Annotated in this window: 22 protein-coding genes and 1 tRNA gene; 6 read left to right on the forward strand and 17 right to left on the reverse strand. The window is 71.4% G+C overall.

From position 1 onward, the window contains the following. Window positions 1-159: 159 nt before the first annotated feature. Together AB5J87_RS12255 and AB5J87_RS12260 are read right to left on the reverse strand one after the other, a co-directional pair. Window positions 160-233: transfer RNA gene (locus AB5J87_RS12255), tRNA-Met, on the reverse strand. 46 nt (window positions 234-279) lie between these two features. Beyond that, a complete protein-coding gene (locus AB5J87_RS12260) occupies window positions 280-3,174 on the reverse strand; it encodes a UPF0182 family protein (protein ID WP_369383490.1) in 2,895 nt (964 codons plus the stop codon). Between the two features lie 127 nt (window positions 3,175-3,301). Between AB5J87_RS12260 and AB5J87_RS12265 the strand changes: the two genes are divergently transcribed. Further along, on the forward strand, window positions 3,302-3,868 hold the full coding sequence (locus tag AB5J87_RS12265; protein ID WP_369376502.1) for a PPA1309 family protein: 567 nt from the start codon (window positions 3,302-3,304) through the stop codon (window positions 3,866-3,868). Window positions 3,869-4,035: 167 nt separating this feature from the next. On the opposite strand, the gene AB5J87_RS12270 is transcribed toward AB5J87_RS12265, so the two are convergent. From AB5J87_RS12270 to AB5J87_RS12285, 4 genes are all read right to left on the reverse strand, one after another. Further along, on the reverse strand, window positions 4,036-5,124 hold the full coding sequence (locus tag AB5J87_RS12270; protein ID WP_369376503.1) for a PDZ domain-containing protein: 1,089 nt from the start codon (window positions 5,122-5,124) through the stop codon (window positions 4,036-4,038). Between the two features lie 135 nt (window positions 5,125-5,259). Further along, window positions 5,260-5,430, reverse strand: coding sequence for a hypothetical protein (locus AB5J87_RS12275; RefSeq protein ID WP_369376504.1), 171 nt, complete (start codon window positions 5,428-5,430; stop codon window positions 5,260-5,262). A gap of 255 nt (window positions 5,431-5,685) precedes the next feature. Beyond that, window positions 5,686-6,147: a molybdenum cofactor biosynthesis protein MoaE gene (locus tag AB5J87_RS12280; RefSeq protein WP_369376506.1), complete on the reverse strand. Its 462-nt coding sequence runs from the start codon at window positions 6,145-6,147 to the stop codon at window positions 5,686-5,688. A gap of 78 nt (window positions 6,148-6,225) precedes the next feature. Continuing rightward, window positions 6,226-7,332 carry an SDR family oxidoreductase gene (locus AB5J87_RS12285; RefSeq protein ID WP_369376508.1) on the reverse strand — a complete coding sequence of 369 codons (1,107 nt, stop codon included), beginning with the start codon at window positions 7,330-7,332 and terminating at the stop codon, window positions 6,226-6,228. 190 nt (window positions 7,333-7,522) lie between these two features. Between AB5J87_RS12285 and AB5J87_RS12290 the strand changes: the two genes are divergently transcribed. Then, window positions 7,523-8,956 carry a zinc-dependent metalloprotease gene (locus AB5J87_RS12290; protein WP_369376509.1) on the forward strand — a complete coding sequence of 478 codons (1,434 nt, stop codon included), beginning with the start codon at window positions 7,523-7,525 and terminating at the stop codon, window positions 8,954-8,956. Then, on the forward strand, window positions 8,953-9,474 hold the full coding sequence (locus tag AB5J87_RS12295; RefSeq protein WP_369376511.1) for an NUDIX hydrolase: 522 nt from the start codon (window positions 8,953-8,955) through the stop codon (window positions 9,472-9,474). Before AB5J87_RS12290 ends, AB5J87_RS12295 begins: the two co-directional genes overlap by 4 nt. A 71-nt stretch (window positions 9,475-9,545) precedes the next feature. Here AB5J87_RS12295 and AB5J87_RS12300 read toward each other — a convergent pair whose 3' ends face one another. From AB5J87_RS12300 to AB5J87_RS12315, 4 genes are all read right to left on the reverse strand, one after another. Further along, window positions 9,546-10,301 (reverse strand): AIM24 family protein, encoded by a 756-nt coding sequence (locus tag AB5J87_RS12300; protein ID WP_369376512.1) that lies wholly within the window; start codon window positions 10,299-10,301, stop codon window positions 9,546-9,548. 17 nt (window positions 10,302-10,318) lie between these two features. Then, on the reverse strand, window positions 10,319-10,999 hold the full coding sequence (locus tag AB5J87_RS12305; protein WP_369376513.1) for an AIM24 family protein: 681 nt from the start codon (window positions 10,997-10,999) through the stop codon (window positions 10,319-10,321). Window positions 11,000-11,012: 13 nt separating this feature from the next. After that, entirely contained in the window at window positions 11,013-12,731 is a 1,719-nt protein-coding gene (locus AB5J87_RS12310; RefSeq protein ID WP_369376515.1) for a TerD family protein, read from the reverse strand. 105 nt (window positions 12,732-12,836) lie between these two features. After that, window positions 12,837-13,433, reverse strand: coding sequence for a M48 family metallopeptidase (locus tag AB5J87_RS12315; protein ID WP_369376516.1), 597 nt, complete (start codon window positions 13,431-13,433; stop codon window positions 12,837-12,839). A gap of 202 nt (window positions 13,434-13,635) precedes the next feature. Here AB5J87_RS12315 and AB5J87_RS12320 point away from each other — a divergent pair, with 202 nt between their 5' ends. Both AB5J87_RS12320 and AB5J87_RS12325 read left to right on the forward strand, forming a co-directional pair. Further along, window positions 13,636-14,796, forward strand: a complete 1,161-nt coding sequence (locus tag AB5J87_RS12320; RefSeq protein WP_369376517.1) for a ThiF family adenylyltransferase — start codon at window positions 13,636-13,638, stop codon at window positions 14,794-14,796. A 65-nt stretch (window positions 14,797-14,861) separates the two neighbouring features. Next, window positions 14,862-16,331 carry an ABC1 kinase family protein gene (locus AB5J87_RS12325; RefSeq protein WP_369376518.1) on the forward strand — a complete coding sequence of 490 codons (1,470 nt, stop codon included), beginning with the start codon at window positions 14,862-14,864 and terminating at the stop codon, window positions 16,329-16,331. Window position 16,332: 1 nt separating this feature from the next. Here the strand turns inward: AB5J87_RS12325 and AB5J87_RS12330 are convergent, their stop codons facing one another. The 5 genes from AB5J87_RS12330 to AB5J87_RS12350 form a co-directional block, all read right to left on the reverse strand. Continuing rightward, a complete protein-coding gene (locus tag AB5J87_RS12330; RefSeq protein ID WP_369376519.1) occupies window positions 16,333-16,518 on the reverse strand; it encodes a hypothetical protein in 186 nt (61 codons plus the stop codon). A 121-nt stretch (window positions 16,519-16,639) separates the two neighbouring features. Then, the gene (locus AB5J87_RS12335; protein ID WP_369376520.1) at window positions 16,640-16,963 is read right to left on the reverse strand and encodes a hypothetical protein; all 324 of its coding nucleotides are present in this window, start codon (window positions 16,961-16,963) and stop codon (window positions 16,640-16,642) included. Then, a complete protein-coding gene (locus AB5J87_RS12340; protein WP_067163768.1) occupies window positions 16,960-17,328 on the reverse strand; it encodes a WhiB family transcriptional regulator in 369 nt (122 codons plus the stop codon). Before AB5J87_RS12340 ends, AB5J87_RS12335 begins: the two co-directional genes overlap by 4 nt. 161 nt (window positions 17,329-17,489) lie before the next feature. After that, window positions 17,490-17,822 carry a hypothetical protein gene (locus AB5J87_RS12345; RefSeq protein ID WP_369383491.1) on the reverse strand — a complete coding sequence of 111 codons (333 nt, stop codon included), beginning with the start codon at window positions 17,820-17,822 and terminating at the stop codon, window positions 17,490-17,492. 191 nt (window positions 17,823-18,013) lie between these two features. Beyond that, complete coding sequence (locus tag AB5J87_RS12350; RefSeq protein WP_369376521.1) at window positions 18,014-20,197, reverse strand: ATP-dependent DNA helicase UvrD2; 2,184 nt, start codon at window positions 20,195-20,197, stop codon at window positions 18,014-18,016. 151 nt (window positions 20,198-20,348) lie between these two features. Between AB5J87_RS12350 and AB5J87_RS12355 the strand changes: the two genes are divergently transcribed. Next, a complete protein-coding gene (locus tag AB5J87_RS12355; RefSeq protein WP_358836176.1) occupies window positions 20,349-20,591 on the forward strand; it encodes a mycoredoxin in 243 nt (80 codons plus the stop codon). A 99-nt stretch (window positions 20,592-20,690) separates the two neighbouring features. On the opposite strand, the gene nudC is transcribed toward AB5J87_RS12355, so the two are convergent. Both nudC and AB5J87_RS12365 read right to left on the reverse strand, forming a co-directional pair. Beyond that, window positions 20,691-21,596: an NAD(+) diphosphatase gene (gene nudC, locus AB5J87_RS12360; RefSeq protein WP_369383492.1), complete on the reverse strand. Its 906-nt coding sequence runs from the start codon at window positions 21,594-21,596 to the stop codon at window positions 20,691-20,693. Between the two features lie 232 nt (window positions 21,597-21,828). Further along, window positions 21,829-23,247, reverse strand: coding sequence for a dipeptidase (locus AB5J87_RS12365; protein WP_369376522.1), 1,419 nt, complete (start codon window positions 23,245-23,247; stop codon window positions 21,829-21,831). Window position 23,248: the final 1 nt, after the last annotated feature.

Below are 23,248 nucleotides of genomic sequence, written 5' to 3' on the forward strand. Positions count from 1 at the left end.
GCAACCCGCGTACACCTGGTATACCGCAGCCAGTGAGGTCACTTCAGCGTTTTGTCGACATGCCCACAGAGAGATAAGCCAAACGCAGCAGGGGCACATCGGGACAACGCAAATCGACGAGGGCCCGGATCCTGATGGATCCGGGCCCTCGTTCGTCAGTAGCGGGGACAGGATTTGAACCTGCGACCTCTGGGTTATGAGCCCAGCGAGCTACCGAGCTGCTCCACCCCGCGTCGGTGAATACAACGTATCACGACACGGGACGGAGCTCTGACCGGCTTAGCCGCCGCTGGTCCCGGCGCCGCTCGACCCCTTGGCCTTGGCCTCGGCGTCGGCGGCCCGCTGGAGCGCGGCCTGGAGGTCCGCCTGGGCCTTGCCGTACGCCGTGAAGTCGCCCTTCTGCAGCGCCTTCTGGCCGTCGTCGTACGCCTTCTGGGCGTCCTTGATGGCCTGCTCCACCGTGGCGTTCGTCCCGGTGGACGGCGGCTTGGTGGTGTCGGTGGGCGGCTTGGTCGCGGGCGGCTCGGCCCCGTCCACGCCGAACACCGCGTTCAGCGCCTGGGCCAGGGTGTCCTTGAAGACGGTCGTCTGCCCGTAGGAGACACCGACCTTCTTCAGCAGCGGATAGTTGGCCGAACCACCGCGCGCGTACACCGGCTCGATGTACAGGAATCCGCCGCCCAGGGGCACGGTCAGCAGATTGCCGTAGTCGATCTCGGAGTCGCTGCCGCGCAGGTTCCGCACGAACTCGGCGACCTCCGGCAAGCTGTTCAGCTTGCTCTGGACCTGCTGGGGGCCCTGCACGTTGTCCGTGACCCTGAGCAGTCTGATCGTGCCGTAGTCCTTGCTCGCCGCGTCCGCGTCGATCGCCATGAAGCCGCCGAGGTTCGGCCGCCCGTTCGGGGTGAACGTCGTGGTCAGGGAGAACTTCTTGCCCTGGTCCTCGGCCCCCGGCATCTTCATCGACAGGTAGTACGGCGGAACCGCGACGCCGTCCTTGTTGGTCGGGTCGTCCGGCACCTGCCAGGCGTCACTGCCGCTGTAGAACTGCGCCGGGTTGGTGACGTGGTACCGGGTCAGCAGCTCGCGCTGGACCTTGAACATGTCCTGCGGGTACCGCAGGTGGGCCAGAAGGCTGGGCGGAATGTCCGCCTTCGGCTTCACCGTGTGGGGGAACGCCTTCATCCAGGTCTTGAGGACCGGGTCCTGGGTGTCCCACTGGTAGAGCGTGACCGTGCCGTCGTACGCGTCGACGGTGGCCTTCACCGAGTTGCGGATGTAGTTGACCTGGTTCTGCTGCGCCATCACCGCGCGCTGGCGGGTGGTCAGCGAGTCCGCCGTCGTCTCACCGAGCGTCGTACGCGAGGCGTAGGGGTACCCGTTGGTCGTGGTGTACGCGTCGACGACCCACTGGATGCGGTCGCCGACCTTGGCCGGGTACGGGTCGCCGTCGATGGTCAGCCACGGGGCGACCGCCTCCACGCGCTGCTTGGGCGTGCGGTTGTAGAGGATCTTCGAGCCCTCGCCGATGGCTCCCGAGTACAGGATCTGCGGCTCGCTGAAGGCCACCGCGTACGCGGCGCGGTTGAAGGGGTTGGAGAGGCTGACGCCGCCCTTGCCCTTGAAGCTCGTCGTCGCCTGGCCCTTGCCCTCGGCCTCGTAGTCGAGCTCCTTCTGCGGACCGCCGACGATCGAGTACTGCTCGGTCTTCTCGCCGTAGTAGATCCGCTGCTCGTACCCGTTGAACAGGCCGGTGGTGGGCAGCCCCGACTCGGTGAAGTCGGGCGCGCCGTTGGAGTCCACACTGGTGCCCTTGGCCGCGATCATGCCGTAGCCGTGGGTGTACGTGAAGTGGTCGTTGATCCAGTTGCGCTTGTCGATGCCGTTGAGGTTGAGCTCACGCAGACCGACGACGGTGTCCTGCTCCTTGCCGTCCTTGTCGGTGTAGCGGTCCACGTCCAGCGGCACGGCGAACTGGTAGTACTTCCGCTCCTGCTGGAGCTGCTGGAACGCGGGCGTGACCACGTTCGGGTCGATCAGCCGGTAGCTGGCGGCCGTGTCCGCGTCGGCGCGCAGCTTGGAGTTGTCCTCGGCGGCCGTGGTGCCCTTGTAGTCCTTCACCTCGGTCGCGTCGATGCCGTACGCCTTGCGGGTGGCGTCGATGTTCTTCTGGATGTACGGCGCCTCCTTGGCCTGCTCGTTCGGCTGGACCTGGAACTTCTGGACGATCGCCGGGTAGAGCCCGCCGATCAGGATCGCCGACAGGACCATCAGGCCGAAGCCGATCACCGGCAGCTGCCAGGTGCGGCGCCACAGCGTCGCGAAGAAGAGCAGCGCGCAGATCACCGCGATGCAGAACAGGATCGTCTTCGCCGGAAGGTAGGCGTTGGCGTCCACGTACCGCAGGCCCGTCCAGTTGCTGCTGGCCTTGAAGTCACTGGACTTCACCGCCAGCCCGTACCGGTCGAGCCAGTACGCCACAGCCTTCAGGGCGACGAAGACGCCGAGCAGCACCGACAGGTGCCCGGTGGCCGCGCCCGTCGCGCGCGCGCCCGGGCTGGTGATGCGCAGCCCGCCGTACAGGTAGTGCGTGAGGGCGGCGGCGATCAGGGAGAGCACGGTGGCCGCGAAGCCGAAGCCGAGCAGGAACCGGTACCAGGGCAGGTCGAAGGCGTAGAACGACACGTCCAGGTGGAACTGGGGGTCCTTCTGGCCGAACTGCACCCCGTTGACCCACATCAGCCAGGTGCGCCACTGCCCGGAGGCGGAGGCGCCGGCGATGAGGCCGACCAGCGCGGTGATCCCCAGGAGCAGCCACTTCTTGAACGGGGCGATGCCCATCCGGTAGCGGTCCAGGCTCTGCTGCTCCAGCGACATCGCGCTGAGCGGCGGTCGCAGCCGGTGCGCCAGCCAGATGTTCACCCCGACGGCCACGGCCATCAGCACGCCGAAGAAGGCGAACAGGCCGATCTTGGTCCACAGGGTGGTGGTGAAGACGGATGAATAGTGCACCGAGCGGTACCAGAGCCAGTCCGTCCAGAATCCGGCGAACATGACGAACGCCATGGCCAGCACGGCCAGGACACCCAGTGTCATGAGCAGGGTCCGGACCCGGCGGGACGGCCGGCCGACTCTGATCCGTGGCCCGGACGGGCCTCCGCCGCGGTCCGGCATCTGGAAAGCCAAGGTGCGCACCTCGAAGATTCGCTGTCGATTGAGCAGGCCCCGCGATCGTAGAGCCCACTCATGCAACTTACTGAGGCTTTACTCAGTTCCCGATCCCGGGGTGAAAGAGGGCAGGATGTTGTTCATGTCCAATGTTTCCCCCTCCGGCCCCCCGATGGCCGCGAGCCCGCTCACCCGCGCCGTGCTCGAAATCGACGAGTACGCCTCCGGCCTCGGCTGGGACCAGCCGGCCCGGCTGTTCGCGCTCGTCGACACCGCACGGCTCCGCACCCAGGAGCCGGGCCTGGCCTCCCAGCTCGGCCTCGACGAGGGCGACAGCGCCGCCGCGCTGACCCCCATCGAGCAGGAGGAGATCCCGGCCGGCCGCCCCCTCGACGAGTTCCTGGGCACCATCGCCTGGCCCGACGCGGTGGTCGGCTGCGCGCTGACGGTGGAGCGGCTGATGCTGCCCCCGTCCGCCGAGACGTCCGTGCCGGAGGGCCTGAACGACAAGCAGCTGGCGAAGTGGGTGGCCAAGCACCCCGACCGCCAGGAGGTCCGGATGACCGTGGCGGTGCTGCGCGACGGCGCCCGCGAGTCGGCGGTGCGGCTGCGCGAGAAGGACTCGGCCACCGAGGTGCTCACCGGCGCCGGTCTGGTGCCGGGGCTGGCCGAGGCGCTCTCCGCGACCTTCGCGGACTGACACGCACGCGTGGAGCGGGCGCCCGCACCGGGCGGGCGCCCCCTTCTACGCGTCTACGCGCGCGGGGCGCGGCTCTCGCCGTGGCCCGCCACGAGGCTCGGAATCGCGCTCGCCCTACGCGCGCGGAGCGTGTGCAGCCTCGCTCCACGCGCGCGGCGCGCGGTCGGTCACTTCGCCGAGCAGCTCGGCAGACCGGCCGAGTCCCCGGTGCGGATCTTCTCCAGCGCCTTGGTGGCGTCCGCGATGGTGGCGACCTTGACCAGGGTCAGCCCGCCGGGCGGGTCCGAGGCGGCTGCGGCGCAGTTGTCGACGGGCGTCAGGAAGTAGCGGGCGCCCGCGCTGCGCGCGCCGATCAGCTTGAGCTCGATGCCGCCGATCGGACCGACCTTGCCCGTGTCGTCGATCGTGCCGGTCCCGGCGACGAACTTCCCGCCGGTCAGATCGCCGGGGGTGAGCTTGTCGACGATGCCGAGCGCGAACATCAGGCCCGCGCTGGGGCCGCCGACGTCGCTGAGCTTGATGTCGATGGAGAACGGGAACGTGTGGTCGGTCCCGGCCTGGATGCCGACGATCGCGCGGTCGCCGTCCTTGGCCTTGTCCGTGGTGATCGTCACGTTCTCGGTGCCCTCGGGCTCCTTGCCCGCCTTCTCGGCCGCGGCGGCGTCCTTGGCGGGGACGACGGTGAAGACCACGTTCTGACCGGGGCGGTGCTTGGTGACGAGCTTGGCCACGTCGCCGGGCTCCTTGACGGCCGAGCCGTCGACCGACTTGATCACATCGCCCGCGTGCAGCTTGCCCTGGGCGGGGCTGCCCTTGACCACGGACCCCACGACGACCCGGGACTTCACCGGGATCTTCAGCTCGCCCAGGGCCGCCACCTTGGCGCTCTCCTGCGACTGGCTGAACTCCTCGGCGTTCTCCTGCGAGGACTGCTCCTCGGTCTTGCCGTCCGGGTAGAGCGTGTCGTGCGGCACGATCTTGTTGTCGTGGGACAGCCAGCCGTAGACCGCCTCGAACAGGTTCATCTTGTAGTTCGCGCCGGTGACCCGGACCGTCGTCATGTTGAGGTGACCGGTCGTCGGGTACGTCTTGTGCCCGGAGATCTGGAGCACCGGTTCGCCGCGCGCCTCGCCCAGGGTGTTCACCGTGGGACCGGGGGACATCTCCGCGTACGGCACTTTGATGAGGACGCCTGCGCAGAGCAGCGCGATCAGGATCAAGGTGGAGGCGAGCATCGTCGCGGTGCGGCGTGGCATGGAACGACAGTACGGGACGTGTCTGTCAGTGCACCGCCGGGGCCGGTCCGTCCGGGGAGGACGGGCATCCGCCGTACGGGCCCGGCGCGGGGAGCGCGCCCGTGGGGGCCGGGCGGGGAGGAGCCGGGCGGGAGGTCAGGCGGGCTCGGTTCCGGAGTGGGATTTCTCCATCGCCTCTCGGAAGCGGCTGTAGCCGTCGAGTTCCGCGACGTCGCCGGAGGTGCGATTGCGGGCTGCCCAGCTCGCCCATATCGCCGCGCCGACAGCAGCGAAAAGCGGAATCAGCAGCCAGGCGAGAGCAGCCATCCCGTCCTCCCGTCCCCAAAGAGCGACCGCAACCGCGGCAACTGACAGATCAGCAGATTAACCATCTGCGAGATCAACGCTCCCGGCAGGGGTGCGGTTACGCAAATCGGGGCGGATCCCCCCGACAGGGTTTCAGACCCCCGAACCGGACAGCCCGTTCACCCGTTGGGGGCACCTCGTGGAGTGATCATCGGATGCCGGAGCCGGTCCGATGATCATCACGCGGACCCCGGTCCCGGGGCCCGCCGTCAGGCTCTAGGCGCCGACCCACTCGTCGGTCCCGTCGGAGAACTGCTGGTGCTTCCAGATCGGCACCTCGTGCTTGAGGTCGTCGATCAGCCGGCGGCACGCCTCGAACGCCTCCGCGCGGTGCGGGCAGGAGACGGCGACGACCACCGCCAGATCGCCCACCCCCAGATCGCCCACCCGGTGGACGGCCGCCAGCGCGCGGACCGGGAACGCGGCGGCGACCCGCTCCGCCACCCGGCGCATCTCCGCCTCGGCCGTGGGATGGCACGAGTACCCGAGCTTGGCCACGTCCGAGCCGCCGTCGTGATCGCGCACGGTGCCGACGAAGAGCGCGGTGCCGCCCGCGGAGGAGTCGCCGACCGCGGCGAACACCTCGTCGAGCGAGAGCGGGGTGTCACGGATCTCCAGCAGCCGGATCGGGTCCTGCGCTGCCTGCTCACCGGGATGGTCGGGGTACGTGCGTGCCATGGGGCCATCGTGCCGTACCGCGCGGACATCCCGGTATTGCTCGTTCACCCGGTCGCCACGACCCTCCGTAGGAGGGTCCTACAGACCCCGGCGCTTGCGGGCCCTGCGCACCACCGCCGCCGCGCCCAGCAGGGCCACGGTCGCACCGGCCGCACCGGCCGCGGTCGCGTCCTTGCGGCCCAGCCGGCGTCCCGCCACGGTGTGCCGCCCCGCGACCTCCTCAAGAAGCTCCGCCAGGACCTCCTCGTTGGTCCACTGGGGCCGCCAGCCCGCGTCGTGCAGCCGCCCGACGCTGACCACCCAGGGGTGCATCGTGTACGCCAGGTCGCCGGCCGGGGACGGCGTCAGCCCGATCCGGTGCAGCCGGGCCGCCGCGCCGAGCGCCACCGCCGAGGGCAGCTCCATCCGCCGGATCCCGCTGAGCTCCTCGACCTCCTCCTGTTCGAGCCAGCCGTCGCAGCCCACCGCGAACTCCCCGTCGACCTTCTCCAGCGCCGCGTACTCCAGCGCGCTGCACAGGTCGTCGACGTGGCAGAACTGCCAGGTCGGCCGGGATCCGGCGACCACCAGCAGGCGCGGCGACTCGAAGTAGCGGGTGAGCGCGGTGTCGGTGCCGCCGACCAGGACGGCGGGCCGCACCACGGTCACGTTGAGCCCGGGGTGCGCGCGCGGGGCGCGGCGCCCGAGCCGCTCGATCTCCAGCAGGTCGCCCACGCCGGTCGCCTCGGCGGTGGCGCGCAGCTCGGCGTCCTCGGAGAGCGGGATGTCGTTGTCGGGCAGCGCGCCGTAGACCATGGCCGAGGTGCACAGCACGACCCGGTGGACCCCGGCGGCCGCCGCGGCGGTCAGCACCGTCTGGGTGCCGCGCACGTTGTAGGCCGTACGGGCGGCGTCGTCGGACTCCAGGTCGAGGTCGAGCGCCAGGTGCACCACGACGTCGGCGCCGCGCAGCTTCTCGGCGATCGCCGGGTCGCGCACGTCCAGGACGTGCCAGGTGGCCTCGGAGACCTCGCCCCGGCGCTCGTCGATCGCGATGACCTGCTTGATCTCCTCGGACGCGGCGAGCCGCGCGGTGAGCAGCGCGCCGATCCCGGTCGCGGCACCGGTGACCGCGACGACGGGACCCCGCGCTGCTGCGGGGGAAGGGTTTCGCGCTGCGCGAACCTGCGGATCTGGGGAACTCACCGGGCGTCTCCAGCGGTTGTCTTCAGTACGTACACGAATGACGCGTACGGACCAGGTGACGTCCATCCTGCCGCAGGCCAAGAGTCGGCGGAGCACCGAGCCCTTATCCGGCCCGGATGTCTACGCTGGTGGTGTTGGTGGGCAGTCGCCGTCGGCAGAGAGCCGGCGGCCCTAGGAGCCGAGGAAACCCGTGAGTGACAACCCATTCGGATTCGGCCTTCCGCCGGAGGAGCCGGAGAACGGCGACGAGGGCAAGGAGAAGGGCAAGGGCAACCAGGGCGGCCCGGCGAATCCGTTCGGGTTCGGTGCCGGGGCCGGCGGCGCGGACAATCCGTTCGCCGCGATGTTCGGTTCCATGAACCCGAACGACCTGGGAGCCGCCTTCCAGCAGCTCGGCCAGATGCTGAGCTACGAGGGCGGTCCCGTGAACTGGGACATGGCCAAGCAGATCGCCCGCCAGACGGTGGCCCAGGGCACCGCGGACGGCACCAAGGACGAGAGCGTGGGCCCGGCCGAGCGAGCCGCGGTCGAGGAGGCCGTGCGCCTGGCCGACCTGTGGCTCGACGGAGTGACGTCGCTGCCCTCGGGCGCGTCCACGGCCGTCGCGTGGAGCCGCGCGGAGTGGGTCGAGGCGACCCAGCCCGCTTGGAAGGAGCTCGTCGACCCGGTGGCCGAGCGCGTGGGCGCGGCCATGGGCGGGGTGCTGCCCGAGGAGATGCAGGCCATGGCGGGCCCGCTGATCGGCATGATGCGCTCCATGGGCGGCGCCATGTTCGGCCAGCAGATCGGACAGGCCGTCGGCGTCCTGGCGGGCGAGGTCGTCGGCTCGACGGACATCGGGCTGCCGCTGGGCCCGGCCGGCAAGGCGGCGCTGCTGCCGCTGAACATCGACGCGTTCGGCAAGGACCTGGGCGTCCCCAAGGACGAGATCAGGCTGTACCTGGCCCTGCGCGAGGCCGCCCACCAGCGGCTCTTCGCCCATGTGCCGTGGCTGCGCTCGCACCTGTTCGGCGCGGTCGAGGGGTACGCGCGGGGGATCAAGGTCGACACCGCGAAGCTGGAGGACGCGGTGGGCCAGCTCGACGTGTCCAACCCGGAGCAGCTTCAGGAAGCCCTCCAGCAGGGCATGTTCCAGCCGGAGGACACCCCGGAGCAGAAGGCCGCGCTGGCCCGTCTGGAGACGGCCTTGGCGCTCGTCGAGGGCTGGGTCGACGCGGTGGTCCACGAGGCCGCCAAGCCCCGTCTGACCTCGGCCGACGCGCTGCGCGAGATGCTGCGCAGGCGCCGGGCGACGGGCGGCCCCGCCGAGCAGACGTTCGCCACGCTGATCGGCCTCCAGCTGCGTCCGCGCCGGCTGCGGGACGCCTCGCGCCTGTGGGCCTCGCTCACGGACGCGCGCGGGGTCGACGGCCGCGACGACCTGTGGGAGCACCCGGACATGCTGCCGACCGCCTCCGACCTGGACGACCCGGACGGCTTCGTCCACCGCGAGCAGCTGGACTTCTCCGAGATCGACAAGATGCTCGGCGAGGCCGCCTCCCGCAACGAGAAGCCCGGGAGCGACGGCACGGGCAGGGCCGACGGCGGCGAGGACGACGAGCGCAAGGGCGACGACGGCAAGTGAGCCTGCACGAGGACGCGGTCCTGGTACTGAAGGCGTACGAGGACCAGCCGGAGCTGCGCCGGACATATCTGGACCATCTGTCGGCGCATCCGGACGGCATGTGGAAGGCGTGCGCGGCCGGGCATCTGACGGCGAGCGCGCTGGTCGTCGACCCGGAGCGCGAGCGGGTGCTGCTGACGCTGCACCGCAAGCTCAACATGTGGCTGCAGATGGGCGGCCACTGCGAGCCGCAGGACACCTCGCTGACGGCCGCCGCCCTGCGCGAGGCCACCGAGGAGTCGGGTGTGGCGGGTCTCACCCTGCTGACGGGCGGCCCCGTCCGCCTGGACCGCCACCCCATCCCGGCCCCCTGCAACTGGCACCTGGACGTCCAGTACGCGGCGCTCGCCCCGGCCGGCGCGGTCGAGGCGATCAGCGACGAGTCGCTGGACCTGCGCTGGTTCGGCTACGACGAGGTGGCGACGGTGGCCGACAAGTCGGTCGTCCAGCTACTGGAGGCGACCCGGGCCCGGCTGTGAGCCGCTGACGGCGGGCACGGGTAAGGGGCGGTCGCCATGGCGACCGCCCCTTACCGCTGTGCCGACGGGGGTCAGCTCCAGGCGTTGCCCTGGTTCTGGGCGTGGGCGCCCTGCTGGCCCACGCCGTACTGGGCGCGCAGGCCCTGCCCGATCACCGCGTTCTGCGGGGGCAGCACCTCGCTGGGCTGGACGAGCGCGAAGCCCTGCCCGAGGAAGCTGAGCTCCCAGCCCTCGCCGGTGTTGCCGCGGCGCCGCCAGACGCCCGTGGAGTGCGTCTGCGCCTGCATCTGCACCCGCAGCGAGGTGGACCAGGCCACGATCGCGTCCGCGTCGGCGTTGACGTACTTGTCCGGGGTGACCTGGAGCATCAGCGGCTGCCCCGAGGTCATCAGGACGACCTTGCCGGTGCCGGTGATGTTGAGCTGGTACTTGCCGGTGCCGGAGACGCCGTACTGGCTGTCCACCGCGAGGACCTCGTAGTGCAGCGAGGAGTCCATCGCGAGGACGTAACCGCCGTCGACGGTCAGCCCGTCCCGGTCCACGTCCACCACATGGACGTACTGCGCCAGATTGGCGAGGTAGACGGTGCCCTGGCCGGAGACGCGCATCAGGTCCAGGCCCTCGCCGGTGTGCACGCGCGCGTTCTGCTGGCCGCGCGACTGGTACTCGCCGTCGAACTCCATCAGCCCCTGGTAGGCGACCATCGAGCCCTTGCGGGCGAGGATGTCGTCGTGGCCGGTGAGCACCACCCGCAGCAGCTGCGCGTTCTGCGCGCTGTAGCGCTCCTGCGACTGCTGTTCGGTGTAGCTGAAAAGCGGGCTCTGCATGGTGTGTTCGCTCCCCCTCAGCCCCGGGCCCGCAGGCGGTCGGTGCTGTCCTCACTCGGCTGTACGACGACGATGCCCTGGCCCGAGAAGGCCATCTGGTACGCCTCTCCGCTGCCCCGCCCGATCAGCGACGACGCCTTGAAGCTGCGCTTGCCCTTCACCTTGAGGTTCGGGGACCAGGCGACGAGGGCGTCCGGGTCGACGTACGTCTCGTCCTCGCCGCTGCCGCAGTCGACGACGACCGGGGTGCCGCGCGAGGTGAGCGCGACCCAGCCGGTGCCGGAGATCTTCACGTTGAACAGGCCCTGTCCGGCGAACTTGGCCAGTCCCTTGACCCGCTCCACGCCCCACTGGAGGCTCGCGTCGAAGGCCAGCACATTGGTGCCGTTCACCGACAGGGCGTCGTTGTTGAGCTGGACGACGACCACATGGGCCCCGTAGTCGGCGAGGTAGAGCAGTCCGTCGCCGGTGCACTTCATCAGCGGGGCGCCCTCACCGGTGATCCAGTCGCGGGCGATCTGCCGTACGGCGGGCGGGTTCGGCTCGTACTGGACGAACCCCTCGTAGGCGACCATCGAGCCCACGCGCGCGAAGAGGTCCTGTCCGGTGGTCATGGCCACCTTCAGCATGGCGCTGCCGTGGTTCTCCATCCGGGCGGCGACGGGTGCGGGGGCGTAGCCCGCGAGTTGCTGGTTCATTGATCGGGCTCCCTCAGACCTCGTACGGCTGGACGACGATGAAGTTCCCGGGCGCGCCGCGGAACTGCAGGTTGACGGATTCGCCGCTGTGGCCCGGATAGGCGTTGCGGCGGAGCCGGACCTGGCTGGAGACGATCACCTGCGAGGCCGCCGACCAGGCCACGATGGCGTCGCTGTCGGCGAACGTGGTCGGGGTGACCGGCAGGACCACCGGGGTGCCGTGGGTCATCACCACGAGCGTGCCGGTGCCCTGGAACTGCATGGTGAACAGCGCACCGCCGGGGATCCCGTGGCCCTCGATGCGGCGGACCTCGTACTGAAGGGACTCGTCGAACGCCAGGACGTGCTCGGCGGAGACGCAGATGCCGTCGCCCTGGAGCTCGATGGGGTGCAGATAGGTGCTGTTCTCGGCGAGGAAGACCTGGCCCCGGCCGCTGCAGCGCATCAGCTGCATCTCCTGGCCGGTCGCGTTGCCGACGATGCGGCCCGCGAAACCGGCGCCCTTGTAGCCGAAGTCCACCTTGCCCTGGTACATCACCATGCTGCCCTGGCGGGCCAGCACCGGGGAGCCGCCGACACCGAGGTCGACGCGGACCAGCTGCTTGTTCTGCGACGTCCAGCGCTGCCCGGTGGGCACTTCCTTGTACTGCTGGATGGCCGCCGCGAGTCCACCGCCCTGCGGCATGCCCTGCGGCGGCATCCCGGGCTGCGCCCCGTAGGGCGCGGGCTGTCCGTAGGGGGCCGGCTGACCGTAGGGCGCGCTCTGGCCGTACGGGGCCGGGGCGCCCGGCGGCGGCAGCTGGCCCGGGTACTGGCCGGGAACGCCCGGGACCTGCCCGTACGAAGGCTGCTGCGGCTGTCCGTACGCGCCGGGCGGGGCCGGGGGCGGGATGGTGCCGGGCGGCATGCTGATGGGCGCGGCGATGGTCGGTGCCGCGTGGATCTGCGGGCTGGGCGCGGGCGGCGGGGGCGGCGTGGACCCGGGCGGCGGCGCGTAGTGCTGGGCCGCGGCCGGGGCGGGCGCCTGCGGGTGGGCGGGCGCCGGGGAGCCGAACTGCGGGGCGGGCTGGGGGGCCTGGGGCTGCTGCGGCGCGGCCGGGGCGCCGAACCGGGGCGCGTGCGCGCTCTGCGCCGGGGCGCCCTGGGCGGGCGGCGCGAAGCCGGGAGCCGCGCCCTGCGGCTGCTGCGGCGCCGCGGGCTCCTCCTCGGCGACCTCGCCGCCGAAGTTCTTCAGCAGCGCCTCCAGGCCGCCGTCGAAGCCCTGGCCGACGGCGGCGAAGCGCCACACGTCCTTCAGGTAGAAGTCGCCCAGCATCACCGCGCGTTCGGTGGAGAACTCCGCGCCCGTGAACGCGTATCTCACCACCTCCTCACCACCGGCGACCACCCTGATGTACCCGGGCCCCACCTGCGACATCTGGCCCGCGCCGTCGATCGTCGCGGTGAACGACAGCTTGTGCACATGCGCCGGGACGCGATCCAGGGTGACCCGGAACGACTCGGTGTCACCGGCCTGGGGACCCAGGAGCTGGATGGACTCCTCGGGCGACTTCGGCTGGTTGAAGAAGATGAAATACCGGTCGTCGGACAGCTGCTCATTCGCGTCCAGACCGAAGCAGCTGATGTCGAAGGTCAGTCCGGGGGCGCCGATCTGCACACCTACATACAGATCCGTCCCTGCTGTCAGGTCACTGATCCTGGCCTTGTGGCCGCGCTGGAATTCCCTGGCCATGCGTAACGACCGTCCCCCATCCCGAGTGTGATTGGTCGCGCCAGGCTAACGGCTGCCTGCGACAATCGGCCAAGCCGGTACGCGTTCGGTACACAATCGGGGAGATCACTCTCCGCGAGCGGCGGGCAGATGCGGCAGCCGGTCCGCGGCCACCACCCCTTCGAGGTATCCACGCGCGCGTTCCGTACGCGGATACGCTTCAAGCAGCCGCCAGAACCGCGACCCGTGCCCCGGCACCAGCAGGTGCGCCAGCTCGTGGACCAGCACGTAGTCCACGACGTACTCGGGCATCCCCTGCAGCCGGTGCGACAGGCGGATGCTGCCCTCGGCCGGGGTGCACGAGCCCCAGCGGGTGTTCTGGTTGGTCACCCAGCGGACCGACGCGGGACGCGCGCGCCCCTCGAAATACAGCTCGGACAGCCGCTCGGCGCGCTCGGCCAGCTCGGTGTCGCCCAGCATCCGCTTGTTCTCCTGGGCGGCCAGCTTGTCGAGCATCACGCTCACCCAGCGCTGCTCCTCGGCCTCCGACATCCGCGCCGGGATCAGCACGATGGTGCGGTCGCCCTCCCGGTACGCCGACACCGTCCTGCTGCGCCGGGTGCTCCTGCGCACCTCGACCGCGCTCGTCGCATGACCGCGGGGCGGCGGACTTGTGGGACTGCGGGGCGGGCTTCCGGCACTCTGCAGTGGGTCGGCGGGCACGCCCCGACGTTACCCGCTGTCAGTGGGGGAAGTCCCGCCTCCGGGACGGTTCCCCCGTGATCCATTCGCGCCGCGCACCATTTGAATGACTAATACCCCACCCCTGTGGACAACTTTCCGCACCCGTCCGCCCGGCCGGGCATTCTGGCAACGGACCGACCGAACAGCACCAGAGCGGAAGAAAAGGACAACGGGGGCGGCAATGCATCCAATGATGAAACCGGCACTGCGCCGGGCATGGCGGGACCGGCAGACCGTGCAATTCGGCGTGACCCCGGCGCGGGCGGTCGTGCTGTCACCGGTGGACACGGCGACCGGCAGTTTCCTCGGCCTCCTCGACGGCACCCGCGGCCTGCCGCTGCTGTACGAGGAGGCGCGCGCCTTCGATCTCTCGCCCGCCCAAGTGGACGCGCTGGTCGAGCGGTTGACCAGGGCGGGAGTCCTGGACGACCCCACCATCGCGGCCCGCCCGGGCCGACCGGCCGACGCGGCCCCGGCGCCCGGCACCCCGTACGGGCGGACCACGGCGTTCGACCGCACCCGGGCCGACCTCGCCTCCCTCTCCCTGGTCCACCCCGAGCCGGGCGGCGGCGCCCGGCGTCTCGCGGCCCGCCGCGCCCTGCGGGTGCAGGTGCGCGGCGCGGGCCGGGTGGGGGCGACCATCGCCGCGCTCCTGGCCGGGGCGGGTGTGGGGCGGGTCGACGTCCTCGACGGCGGGACGGTGCAGCCGTGTGACGTGGCCCCCGGCGGGCTGTCCGACCAGTCCGTCGGTGAGCGCCGCGGCCCCGCGGCCCGGCAGCTGGTGCGCGCCTCGGCGCCCGAGCGCCCGCCCCGGGCCGCCGAGAGCGCGGACCCGGCCGGGCTGTCGCTGATCGTGGTGGCCCCGAGAGACGGCCTGGATGCCTACGCACCGGATGCGGCCCTCGCCCAGGAGTGGGTGGCGGCGGGCATCCCCCATCTGTACGCGGGAGTCCTGGAGACCACCGGCCTGGTGGGCCCGCTCGTCCTGCCCGGTGGCACGGGGTGCGCGGGCTGTCTCGCCCTCGACCGCGCCGCGCGCGACCCCGGCTGGCCCCGGATGCTCGCGCAGTGGCGCTCGGGCCGGCGCCAGGGGGCCGTGCCCTCCTGCGACCTCGCCCTCGCGACCGCCGTCGCCGGGCTGGCGGCCGGGCATGCGCTGACCTTCCTGGACGGCGACCTGCCCGCCGCCACCGGCGCCCGCTGGGAGGCGTCGCTGCCCCTGCTGGACTGGCGGTCGCGGCCCGTCGGGGCCCGCCTCGACTGTTCCTGCGGCGCGGCGGGGGACACTCAGGGGGAGGACGCCTCGGGGGGCGCGCGGACGCAGGACACAATGGCCCGGTAACCGCTGTCGACGACGCACTGCCGCATGGCACCCGCGGCACGGCCGGCTGGGAATTGGAGGGGCGTATGTCTGATCTTCCCCGGAAGGCGGTCACCCGGACCGCCAAGTTGGCCGCGCTGCCACTTGGCTTCGCCGGACGTGCCACCTGGGGCCTGGGCAAGCGGATCGGAGGCAAGTCCGCCGAGCTGGTCGGACGCGAGTTGCAGCAGCGCACCGCCGAGCAGCTCTTCAAGGTCCTCGGCGAACTCAAGGGCGGGGCAATGAAGTTCGGGCAGGCCATGTCCGTCTTCGAGTCGGCGCTGCCCGAGGAAGTGGCCGGGCCCTACCGGGCCGCGCTCACCAAGCTCCAGGAGGCGGCCCCGCCCATGCCGACCCGCACCGTGCACGCGGTGCTGGCCGAGCGGCTCGGGGAGCAGTGGCGGGAGCTGTTCCTGGAGTTCGAGGAGAAGCCCGCGGCAGCGGCCTCGATAGGGCAGGTGCACCGGGCGGTCTGGCACGACGGGCGCGAGGTCGCCGTCAAGGTGCAGTACCCGGGCGCCGGGGAGGCGCTGCTCTCCGACCTCACCCAGCTCAGCCGGTTCGCCCGGCTCCTCGGCCCGCTGATACCGGGCATGGACATCAAGCCGCTCATCTCCGAGCTCCGCGACCGGGTCTCGGAGGAGCTCGACTACGCACTGGAGGCGCAGGCCCAGCGGGAGCACGCGGCGGAGTTCGCGGACGATCCGGACGTGGTGGTGCCCGATGTGGTGCACCAGAGCGACCAGGTCCTGGTGACCGAGTGGATCGAGGGCACCCCGCTTTCCGAAGTGATCGCGGACGGCACCCCGGACCAGCGCGACCGGGCCGGACAGCTGCTGGCGCGGTTCCTGTTCTCCGGCCCCGCCAGGACCGGGCTGCTCCACGCCGACCCGCATCCGGGCAACTTCCGGCTGCTGCCCCCGGAGAAGGAGGGCGGCCCCGCGCGCCTGGGCGTGCTCGACTTCGGCACGGTCGACCGGCTGCCGGGCGGTCTGCCCCGGACGATCGGCGACTCGCTGCGGATGACCCTCGAAGGCGAGGCGGAGGCGATCTACGCCCTGCTGTGCGAGGAGGGCTTCGTGAAGGAGTCCATAGCCCTCGACCCGGACGCGGTCCTCGACTACCTCCTGCCCATCATCGAACCGGCGCGGGTCGAGGAGTTCACCTTCACCCGTGCCTGGATGCGCGGACAGGCGGCCCGGATCGCCGACCCCCGCTCCCCCGCGCACCAGCTGGGCAAGCAGCTCAACCTGCCGCCCTCCTACCTCCTGATCCACCGGGTGACGCTCTCCACCATCGGCGTGCTGTGTCAGCTGGACGCGACGGTACGTCTGCGGGACGAACTGGAGGAGTGGGTTCCGGGGTTTCTGCCTCCGGACGAGGCGGAGGCCGGGACGGAGACGGAGGCCGGGACTTCGCAGGGCCTGGCCGGGCCGGTGCTTCTGGCGCCGCTCGCCGACGGAGGGAGCGCGCGGGAAGCGGAGGCGGACGAGGAGGAGCAGCCCGCGGGGGCCTGAGTCACCACCAGACGGAGTCGAGTCTGCTCTCGATCGCCCTGATGTTGGCCCGCGCGCACGCGTCGCAGAAGTAGAGCCGGGTGCCGTTCTCCACGGAGTACGTCCAGGTCGGCGGAGTGCTCTCGGCGGGCGTGCCGCAGCGCGAGCACACAACGGTCTCGGCGTCCGGCTGAGTCGGGTCGTCCATTTCGTGACGATACCGCCACGGCCGCTGGTTCGTTGGGCACAACGCACCGCGGGGGCCGGTCCGTTCGGACCGGCCCCCGCGGGCTGTTCATCGGTGTTCGCGCTGCCCTGCCGTGCGGCTGTTACTGCATGACGGCCATGGCGAGGGCGCGGCGGGCACGCATCGAGACGCGCTCGGCGCGCCGCTGCATGCGCCGGGCGGCGAGCAGACGCAGGGCCTGCCGTTCGGCCTCGGCTTCCCGCAGGCGGTCGTGCATATGGGCACGGGCGAGGGCTTCTGGCATGAGTTGCATTTCGAGGGTCCTGTTCTGACGCGAGGTGTTCGCGCCGGCAGTGGAGAAGTCTGGGGTCGCGGAGCCCTTGGGCTCGCTGGCGGACGTCGTCATCGGGGCCTGCTTCTGGGGGTCGTTCGTGAGGGGGCGGTCGATGGTTCCCGGGCGGTTCATGCCGCGACCGGGTTCTTGCGCGGGCGGCCACGGGGCCGCTTGCGGGCCACGACCACGCCCTGGACGAAGAGCTCGCCACCCCAGACGCCCCAGGGCTCGCGCCGCTCCTTGGCCCCGGCGAGGCATGCCTCGACCAGCGGGCAGGTGCGGCAGAGGGACTTGGCGTACTCGACGTCTGCCGGGGACTCGGCGAAGAAGACCTCCGGGTCGTACGAGCGGCAGGGGACGGGTACGCCGAGGTTCTCGATGGCGTCGTCGAGCGCGGTGAGCGCGGTGAGGGGAGTCAAGGCGGGGTCCTCCGTGAGACCGGGCGGGGGGATCGTCTGGGCGGGCGGTACGGACGGGGCGTGCGCTTCGAGTTGCACGGTGTTTTCTTCCTCGTCTTTGTTGTCGGTCCGGCCGGTCGGCCGGGTTTCGGCTGGTACCGAGACCCCTTCGCGCTGTCTTGCCCTGTTCGGGGCAAACAGAAGGGCCGCGGATCCCGGGTGGGGTTCCGCGGCCCTGAAGGCGCCTGCCTGATCCTGGATCAGGCTGGATCACTCCAGGGTTCGAGCCCACGGAAGGCCCACATCTTGTGGTGCTGCGTCGTCGTCTGCTTTTCGGCTCCGGCACCGGCGGCCGCAAAGGCATAGGCCATGGCCTGTCCCTCTGCCACTACTGCTGCCGGTGCCTGGGTCGGTCGCTCATTGCCGTTCCGCACGGGGAGATTGGCCAGGGAGACCGGAATGACGACCGAGAGGCCGCGCAGACCGGAGACACCGGTGGACAGACCGGTGCCCTGGGCCGAGGAACCGAGCGGGCAGGTGGCGACGACCGAGCGATCGGTCATTTTGGTGGTGCTGAAGCTGGTGAAGTTCATGAAGCTGGTCACTGGTCTCGCCTCCTCTCGGCGTCTCGGGGAGCTCGGCCCGGGGGCCTTGATCCCATGCGTATTCGGATAAGTACAGCAAGTAGAACACGGACGCAGGGCCTCTGAGAAGCCGCTGTCTCCGTGGTTAAGAACCTATGGGGATTCGCGGGGCGGGCGCAAACTATTTTTTCGATGAGTTTTCAGGAAGCCGCCCCGTCGCCCTCCTCAAGCTCCTGACCTGCGCAGATGGCAAGGACATCGGTGCCGAACCGGTCCAGCTTGCGGGCGCCGACCCCGGAGATGACCGCGAGCTCCCCGCCGGTGGACGGCACGGCCTCCGCGATCGCCATCAGGGTCTTGTCGGTGAACACGCAATACGGCGGCTGGCCCAGTTGCCGTGCCTGGCCCGCCCGCCAGTCGCGCAGCCGCTCGTACAGACCCTCGTCCATGTCGGAGGGGCAGTCCTCGCAGCGCATCAGCTTCATCTCACCGGCCTCGGTGAGCGTCTTGCCGCAGACCCGGCACAGGACCGGGCCGCGCCGGGTGCGCTTGCGGGCCGCGCCGCGCTCGATTCCGCCCGTGCCGCCCGTGGACGCGGCGCGGGCGCCGAGGGCCGCGGAGCCCGGTCGCAGGCCGTTCAGGAAGCGGCTGGGGCGTCGGGAGGCGCGACCGCCGGGAGAGCGCGAGAGGGACCAGGACAGGGCCAGATGGAGACGGGCGCGGGTGACGCCCACGTACAGCAGGCGGCGCTCCTCCTCGATCTGCTCGTCGGTCTTCGCGTATGTGATCGGCATCATGCCCTCGGTGAGGCCGACCAGGAAGACGGCGTCCCACTCCAGGCCCTTGGCGGCGTGCAGGGAGGCCAGGGTGACGCCCTCGACGGTGGGCGCGTGCTGTGCGGCGGCGCGCTCGTCGAGCTCGGCGACCAGGTCGGAGAGGGTTGCACCGGGCTTGGCACGCGCGAAGTCCTCGGCGAGGCGGACCAACGCGGCGAGGGACTCCCAGCGGTCGCGGACGGCGCCCGAGCCGGTGGGCGGAGTGCTGGTCCAGCCCTTGGTGCCGAGGACGGCGCGGACCTGCGAGGGCAGGTCGACGGCGTCGTCGAGCAGGGAGTCGTTGCCTCCGGCGCGGGCCGCGCCGCGCAGGGCGACGCCCGCCTCGCGCACTTCCGGCCGCTCGAAGAAGCGCTCGGCGCCACGCAGCTGGTAGGGCACGCCCGCGTCGGCGAGGGCCTGCTCGTAGATCTCGGACTGGGCGTTGATCCGGTAGAGCACGGCGATCTCCCCGGCGGAGACGCCGGAGGCGATGAGGTCGCGGATGCGCCGGGCGACGCCCTCGGCCTCGGCGGGTTCGTCGCCGTACTCGGTGTAGGCGGGCTCGGGGCCGGGGTCCCGCTGGGAGACGAGTTCGAGGCGGTGCTCGGCGGCGCGGCCCCGGGCCTGGGTGAGCAGTCCGTTGGCGAGGTGGACGACCTGGGGGGTCGACCGGTAGTCGCGGATGAGTTTGACGACGGTCGCCTGCGGGTGGCGGGTGCGGAAGTTCAGCAGGTGGTCGGGGGTGGCGCCGGTGAACGAGTAGATCGTCTGGCTGGCGTCGCCGACGACGCAGAGGCTGTCTCGGTCGCCGAGCCAGAGCTCCAGGAGGCGCTGCTGGAGGGGGCTGACGTCCTGGTACTCGTCGACCACGAAGTGCTGGTACTGGCTGCGGATGCGCTCCGCGATGTCGTGGCGGTCCTGGAGGACGCCGACCGTGAGGAGCAGCACGTCCTCGAAGTCGATCATGCCCCGGTCGCGCTTGAGCTCCTCGTACGTGGCGTAGATCTGGGAGATCTCGGCGGGGTCGCGGGGGGCGTCGCGCACCGATTTGGCGACGGCCGCCGGATAGTCGGCGGGGACCGTCTGGGTGACCTTGGCCCACTCGATCTCGCTGGTGACGTCGCGCAGCTCGTTGCGGTCGAGGCGGACGCGGCAGCGGGCGCCCGCCTCGGCGACCAGCTGGATCTTGCGCTCGACCAGGCGGGGCAGCTCGCCGCCGACGGCCTTGGGCCAGAAGTACTGGAGCTGGCGCAGGGCCGCGGAGTGGAAGGTGCGGGCCTGAACGCCGCCCGCGCCGAGCTGGCGCAGCCGACCGCGCATCTCGCCCGCGGCGCGGTTGGTGAAGGTGACGGCGAGCACACTGCTGGGCTGCAGGATCCCGGCGCGCACCCCGTAGGCGATGCGGTGGGTGATCGCCCTGGTCTTGCCGGTGCCCGCGCCCGCCAGTACGCACACCGGCCCGTGCAGGGCCGTCGCGACCTCGCGCTGCTCGGGGTCGAGCCCGTCGAGCACCGCGTCCGCCGAGTCGGGGACCTGTGGGAAGAGGGAGGAGTGCGTTGCTGCTGTCACCCCGCCATGCTGCCAGGTCGTGGGAGGCGGACGGGACGCGTTGTCCACAGGGGGCGCGATTGTTCGTACTAATGCGGGAATGGTGGCCCGGTCGCGTACGTTCAAGACCTTGGCGTTCACCCATCGAGCCGAACATGAGGAGTGCGAGAGCATGCCGGGCACTGTGACGATGTACAGCACCACGTGGTGCGGCTACTGCCGTCGGCTGAAGAGCCAGATGGACCGCGAGGGCATCACGTACAACGAGATCAACATCGAGCAGGACCCGGAGTCCGCGGCCTTCGTCGAGAAGGCGAACGGCGGCAACCAGACGGTCCCGACCGTGCTCTTCCCCGACGGCTCGACGCTGACGAACCCGTCGCTCGCGCAGGTCAAGCAGAAGATCGGCGTCTGAGCCGCGCTCGTCGCGCGGCTGCGGAGCGAGTTCCCAGGATGTGCGCAGGGCCTCCACCGACGCGGTGGGGGCCCTGCGCGTTGCCGGGCGCGGCCGGGCTCAGTGCGTGGGCCTGGGCAGCGGCTCGCCGTACCAGAGCTCGATGAGCCGGGCCGCGATCGAGATGCCGAACGGGGGCACGACCTCGCCGGACTCGAAGGCGGCGCGCAGGTCCTCGCGGGAGAACCAGCGGGCCTCGTGGATCTCCTCGCCGTCCACGTTGATCTCGCGGGAGGTGGCCTGCGCCATGAAGCCGAGCATCAGGCTGGAGGGGAACGGCCAGGGCTGGCTGGCGATGTACTCGACCTCGCCGACCGTGACGCCCGCCTCCTCGAAGACCTCGCGGCGCACCGACTGCTCGATGGACTCACCGGGCTCGACGAAGCCCGCCAGCGTGGAGAAGCGGCCCTCGGGCCAGTGCACCTGGCGGCCGAGCAGCGCACGGTCCTGGTCGTCGGTGACGAGCATGATCACGGCCGGGTCGGTGCGCGGGTAGTGCTCGGCGCCGCACGCCTGGCAGCGGCGGATGTGCCCCGCTGCGGCGATGACCGTGCGCTCGCCGCAGCGGGAGCAGAAGCGGTGCAGGCGCTGCCAGTTCTCCAGGGCCACGGCGTGGACCAGCAGGCCCGCGTCCCGGGGCGACAGGAGCAGTCCGGCCTCGCGCAGCCCGGCGGGGCGGGCGGACTGGTCCATGCGGCCCGGCAGCGAGTCCTTCTGGAGCGCGAAGTAGCTGACGCCGTCGTTGTCGGTGCCCAGGAAGTAGCGGTGGGTCTCGGTGACCGGCGCCTCGAAGGCGGGGGTCATCACCAGCTCGGTGCGGCCGTCGGCGGTGTCGTCGATGAGCGCCTGCCCGCCGGAGACCACGAAGACCCGGGTCGACGGGTGGCTCCAGGCCGCCGCCAGCCATGCCTCGTCGAGGCGGTGGTGGGCGGCGCGGTCGATGCCGCTGGGCTCGGTGAGGCTGATCGGTGTGGCGAGGCCGGCCGGCCGGTCCGCGGTGGTGTCACTGCTGGTGGTGCTGGTGGTGCTCACAGGTGCTTCCAACTCCCCCGGTGGATGGGTTCAGCGGTGTTCGTTCGACGGTGGTGTCCCGGTGGCCGCAGCCACGCGCGCGTAACGGGACGCGCCGTCCTCGCGGCTGCTCTCCTCCGACGCGGCCACGCGCGCGCGTACGGGACGCGTGGGGGCGGCGGCGGGCTCACAGCCTCGCGGCGGCGAGGTCGCCCCACAGGTGGGCGGTGGTCTCGACGCCCTTGAGGAGGAGGTCGATCTCGACCTTCTCGTTGGGCGCGTGCCAGCCGTCGGACGGGACGGAGATCCCCAGGAACAGCACGGGTGCGCCCAGCACGTCCTGGAGGTCGGCGGCGGGTCCGGAGCCGCCTTCGCGGGTGAAGCGGATCTTCTGGCCGAAGGCGCGGCCCATGGCGCGGGCGACGGACCGCAGCGCCGGGTGGTCCAGCGGCGTGAGGCACGGGCGGGTGCCGGCGCTGAAGGCGATCTCGTGCCGGATGCCGTCCGGGACCTGGGTCGCTGCCCAGTCGGTGACGAGCTTCTCGATCCGGTCCGGGTCCTGCCCGGCGACCAGGCGGAACGACAGCTTGACCATGGCCGAGGACGGAATGATCGTCTTGCCGCCGGGGCCCTGGTAACCGCCGCCGATGCCGTTGACCTCGGCGGTCGGCCGCGCCCAGACCCGCTCCAGCGTGGAGTACCCGGCCTCGCCGTGGGGGGCGCGGGACTTGGCGGTGCGCAGCCATTCGGCCTCGTCGAACGGCAGCTCCGCGACGAGTTCGCGCTCGGCGTCCGTCAGCTCGGCGATGCCGTCGTAGAAGCCGGGCACGGTGACCCGCTCGTCGGCGTCGTGCAGGGCGGCGACCAGGCGGGCGGCGGCGGTCGCCGGGTTGGGCACGGCGCCGCCGAAGGAGCCGGAGTGGATGTCCTGGTCGGGCCCGTACAGCCGGATCTCGCACTCGGCGAGGCCGCGCATGCCGGTGCAGACCGTGGGCGTGGTCTCCGACCACATGCCGGTGTCCGAGACGATCACGGCGTCGGCCGCGAAGCGGTCGGCGTGGGCCTCGACGAGCGCGCGGAAGTTCGGCGAGCCGGACTCCTCCTCGCCCTCGACCAGCAGCTTGAGGTTGACGGCGGGGGCGGTGCGGCCGGTGGCGGCGAGGTGCGCGCGGACGCCCAGGGTGTGGAAGAACACCTGGCCCTTGTCGTCGGCCGCACCGCGCGCGTAGAGGCGCCCGTCGCGCAGCTCCGGCTCGAAGGGCTCGGTGTGCCAGCCGTCCTCGCGGGCGGCGGGCTGCACGTCGTGGTGGCCGTAGACGAGCACGGTGGGGGCGGCCGGGTCGCCGGAGGGCCACTCCGCGTAGACGGCGGGCGCCCCGGGGGTCTCCAGGACCTCGGCGACCGGGAACCCGGTCTCCCTGAGCTTGGCGGCGAGCCAGTCGGCACTGCGCCGGACGTCGGCGTCGTGCTCGGGCTGGGCGGACACCGACGGGATCCGCAGCCACTGCGCCAGGTCGTCGAGGAAGGCGGTGCGGTGCTCCTCGATGTAGGCGCGCACGGTGTCGTCGGCCGCGGTCTGGACGGCGCTGTCCGGGGTCTCGCTCATG

Origin of the sequence: Streptomyces sp. cg36 (assembly GCF_041080675.1) — a bacterium.
Lineage (GTDB): Bacteria > Actinomycetota > Actinomycetes > Streptomycetales > Streptomycetaceae > Streptomyces.

What these genes read in the sequence shown, in the direction of transcription:
- AB5J87_RS12260 (WP_369383490.1), bottom strand. Translation starts at nt 3,174, where the DNA reads ATGCCGGACCGCGGCGGAGGCCCGTCCGGGCCACGGATCAGAGTCGGC.
- AB5J87_RS12265 (WP_369376502.1), top strand. Translation starts at nt 3,302, where the DNA reads ATGTTGTTCATGTCCAATGTTTCCCCCTCCGGCCCCCCGATGGCCGCG.
- AB5J87_RS12270 (WP_369376503.1), bottom strand. Translation starts at nt 5,124, where the DNA reads ATGCCACGCCGCACCGCGACGATGCTCGCCTCCACCTTGATCCTGATC.
- AB5J87_RS12275 (WP_369376504.1), bottom strand. Translation starts at nt 5,430, where the DNA reads ATGGCTGCTCTCGCCTGGCTGCTGATTCCGCTTTTCGCTGCTGTCGGC.
- AB5J87_RS12280 (WP_369376506.1), bottom strand. Translation starts at nt 6,147, where the DNA reads ATGGCACGCACGTACCCCGACCATCCCGGTGAGCAGGCAGCGCAGGAC.
- AB5J87_RS12300 (WP_369376512.1), bottom strand. Translation starts at nt 10,301, where the DNA reads ATGCAGAGCCCGCTTTTCAGCTACACCGAACAGCAGTCGCAGGAGCGC.
- AB5J87_RS12305 (WP_369376513.1), bottom strand. Translation starts at nt 10,999, where the DNA reads ATGAACCAGCAACTCGCGGGCTACGCCCCCGCACCCGTCGCCGCCCGG.
- AB5J87_RS12310 (WP_369376515.1), bottom strand. Translation starts at nt 12,731, where the DNA reads ATGGCCAGGGAATTCCAGCGCGGCCACAAGGCCAGGATCAGTGACCTG.
- AB5J87_RS12320 (WP_369376517.1), top strand. Translation starts at nt 13,636, where the DNA reads ATGCATCCAATGATGAAACCGGCACTGCGCCGGGCATGGCGGGACCGG.
- AB5J87_RS12325 (WP_369376518.1), top strand. Translation starts at nt 14,862, where the DNA reads ATGTCTGATCTTCCCCGGAAGGCGGTCACCCGGACCGCCAAGTTGGCC.
- AB5J87_RS12330 (WP_369376519.1), bottom strand. Translation starts at nt 16,518, where the DNA reads ATGGACGACCCGACTCAGCCGGACGCCGAGACCGTTGTGTGCTCGCGC.
- AB5J87_RS12335 (WP_369376520.1), bottom strand. Translation starts at nt 16,963, where the DNA reads ATGAACCGCCCGGGAACCATCGACCGCCCCCTCACGAACGACCCCCAG.
- AB5J87_RS12345 (WP_369383491.1), bottom strand. Translation starts at nt 17,822, where the DNA reads ATGAACTTCACCAGCTTCAGCACCACCAAAATGACCGATCGCTCGGTC.
- AB5J87_RS12355 (WP_358836176.1), top strand. Translation starts at nt 20,349, where the DNA reads ATGCCGGGCACTGTGACGATGTACAGCACCACGTGGTGCGGCTACTGC.
- AB5J87_RS12365 (WP_369376522.1), bottom strand. Translation starts at nt 23,247, where the DNA reads ATGAGCGAGACCCCGGACAGCGCCGTCCAGACCGCGGCCGACGACACC.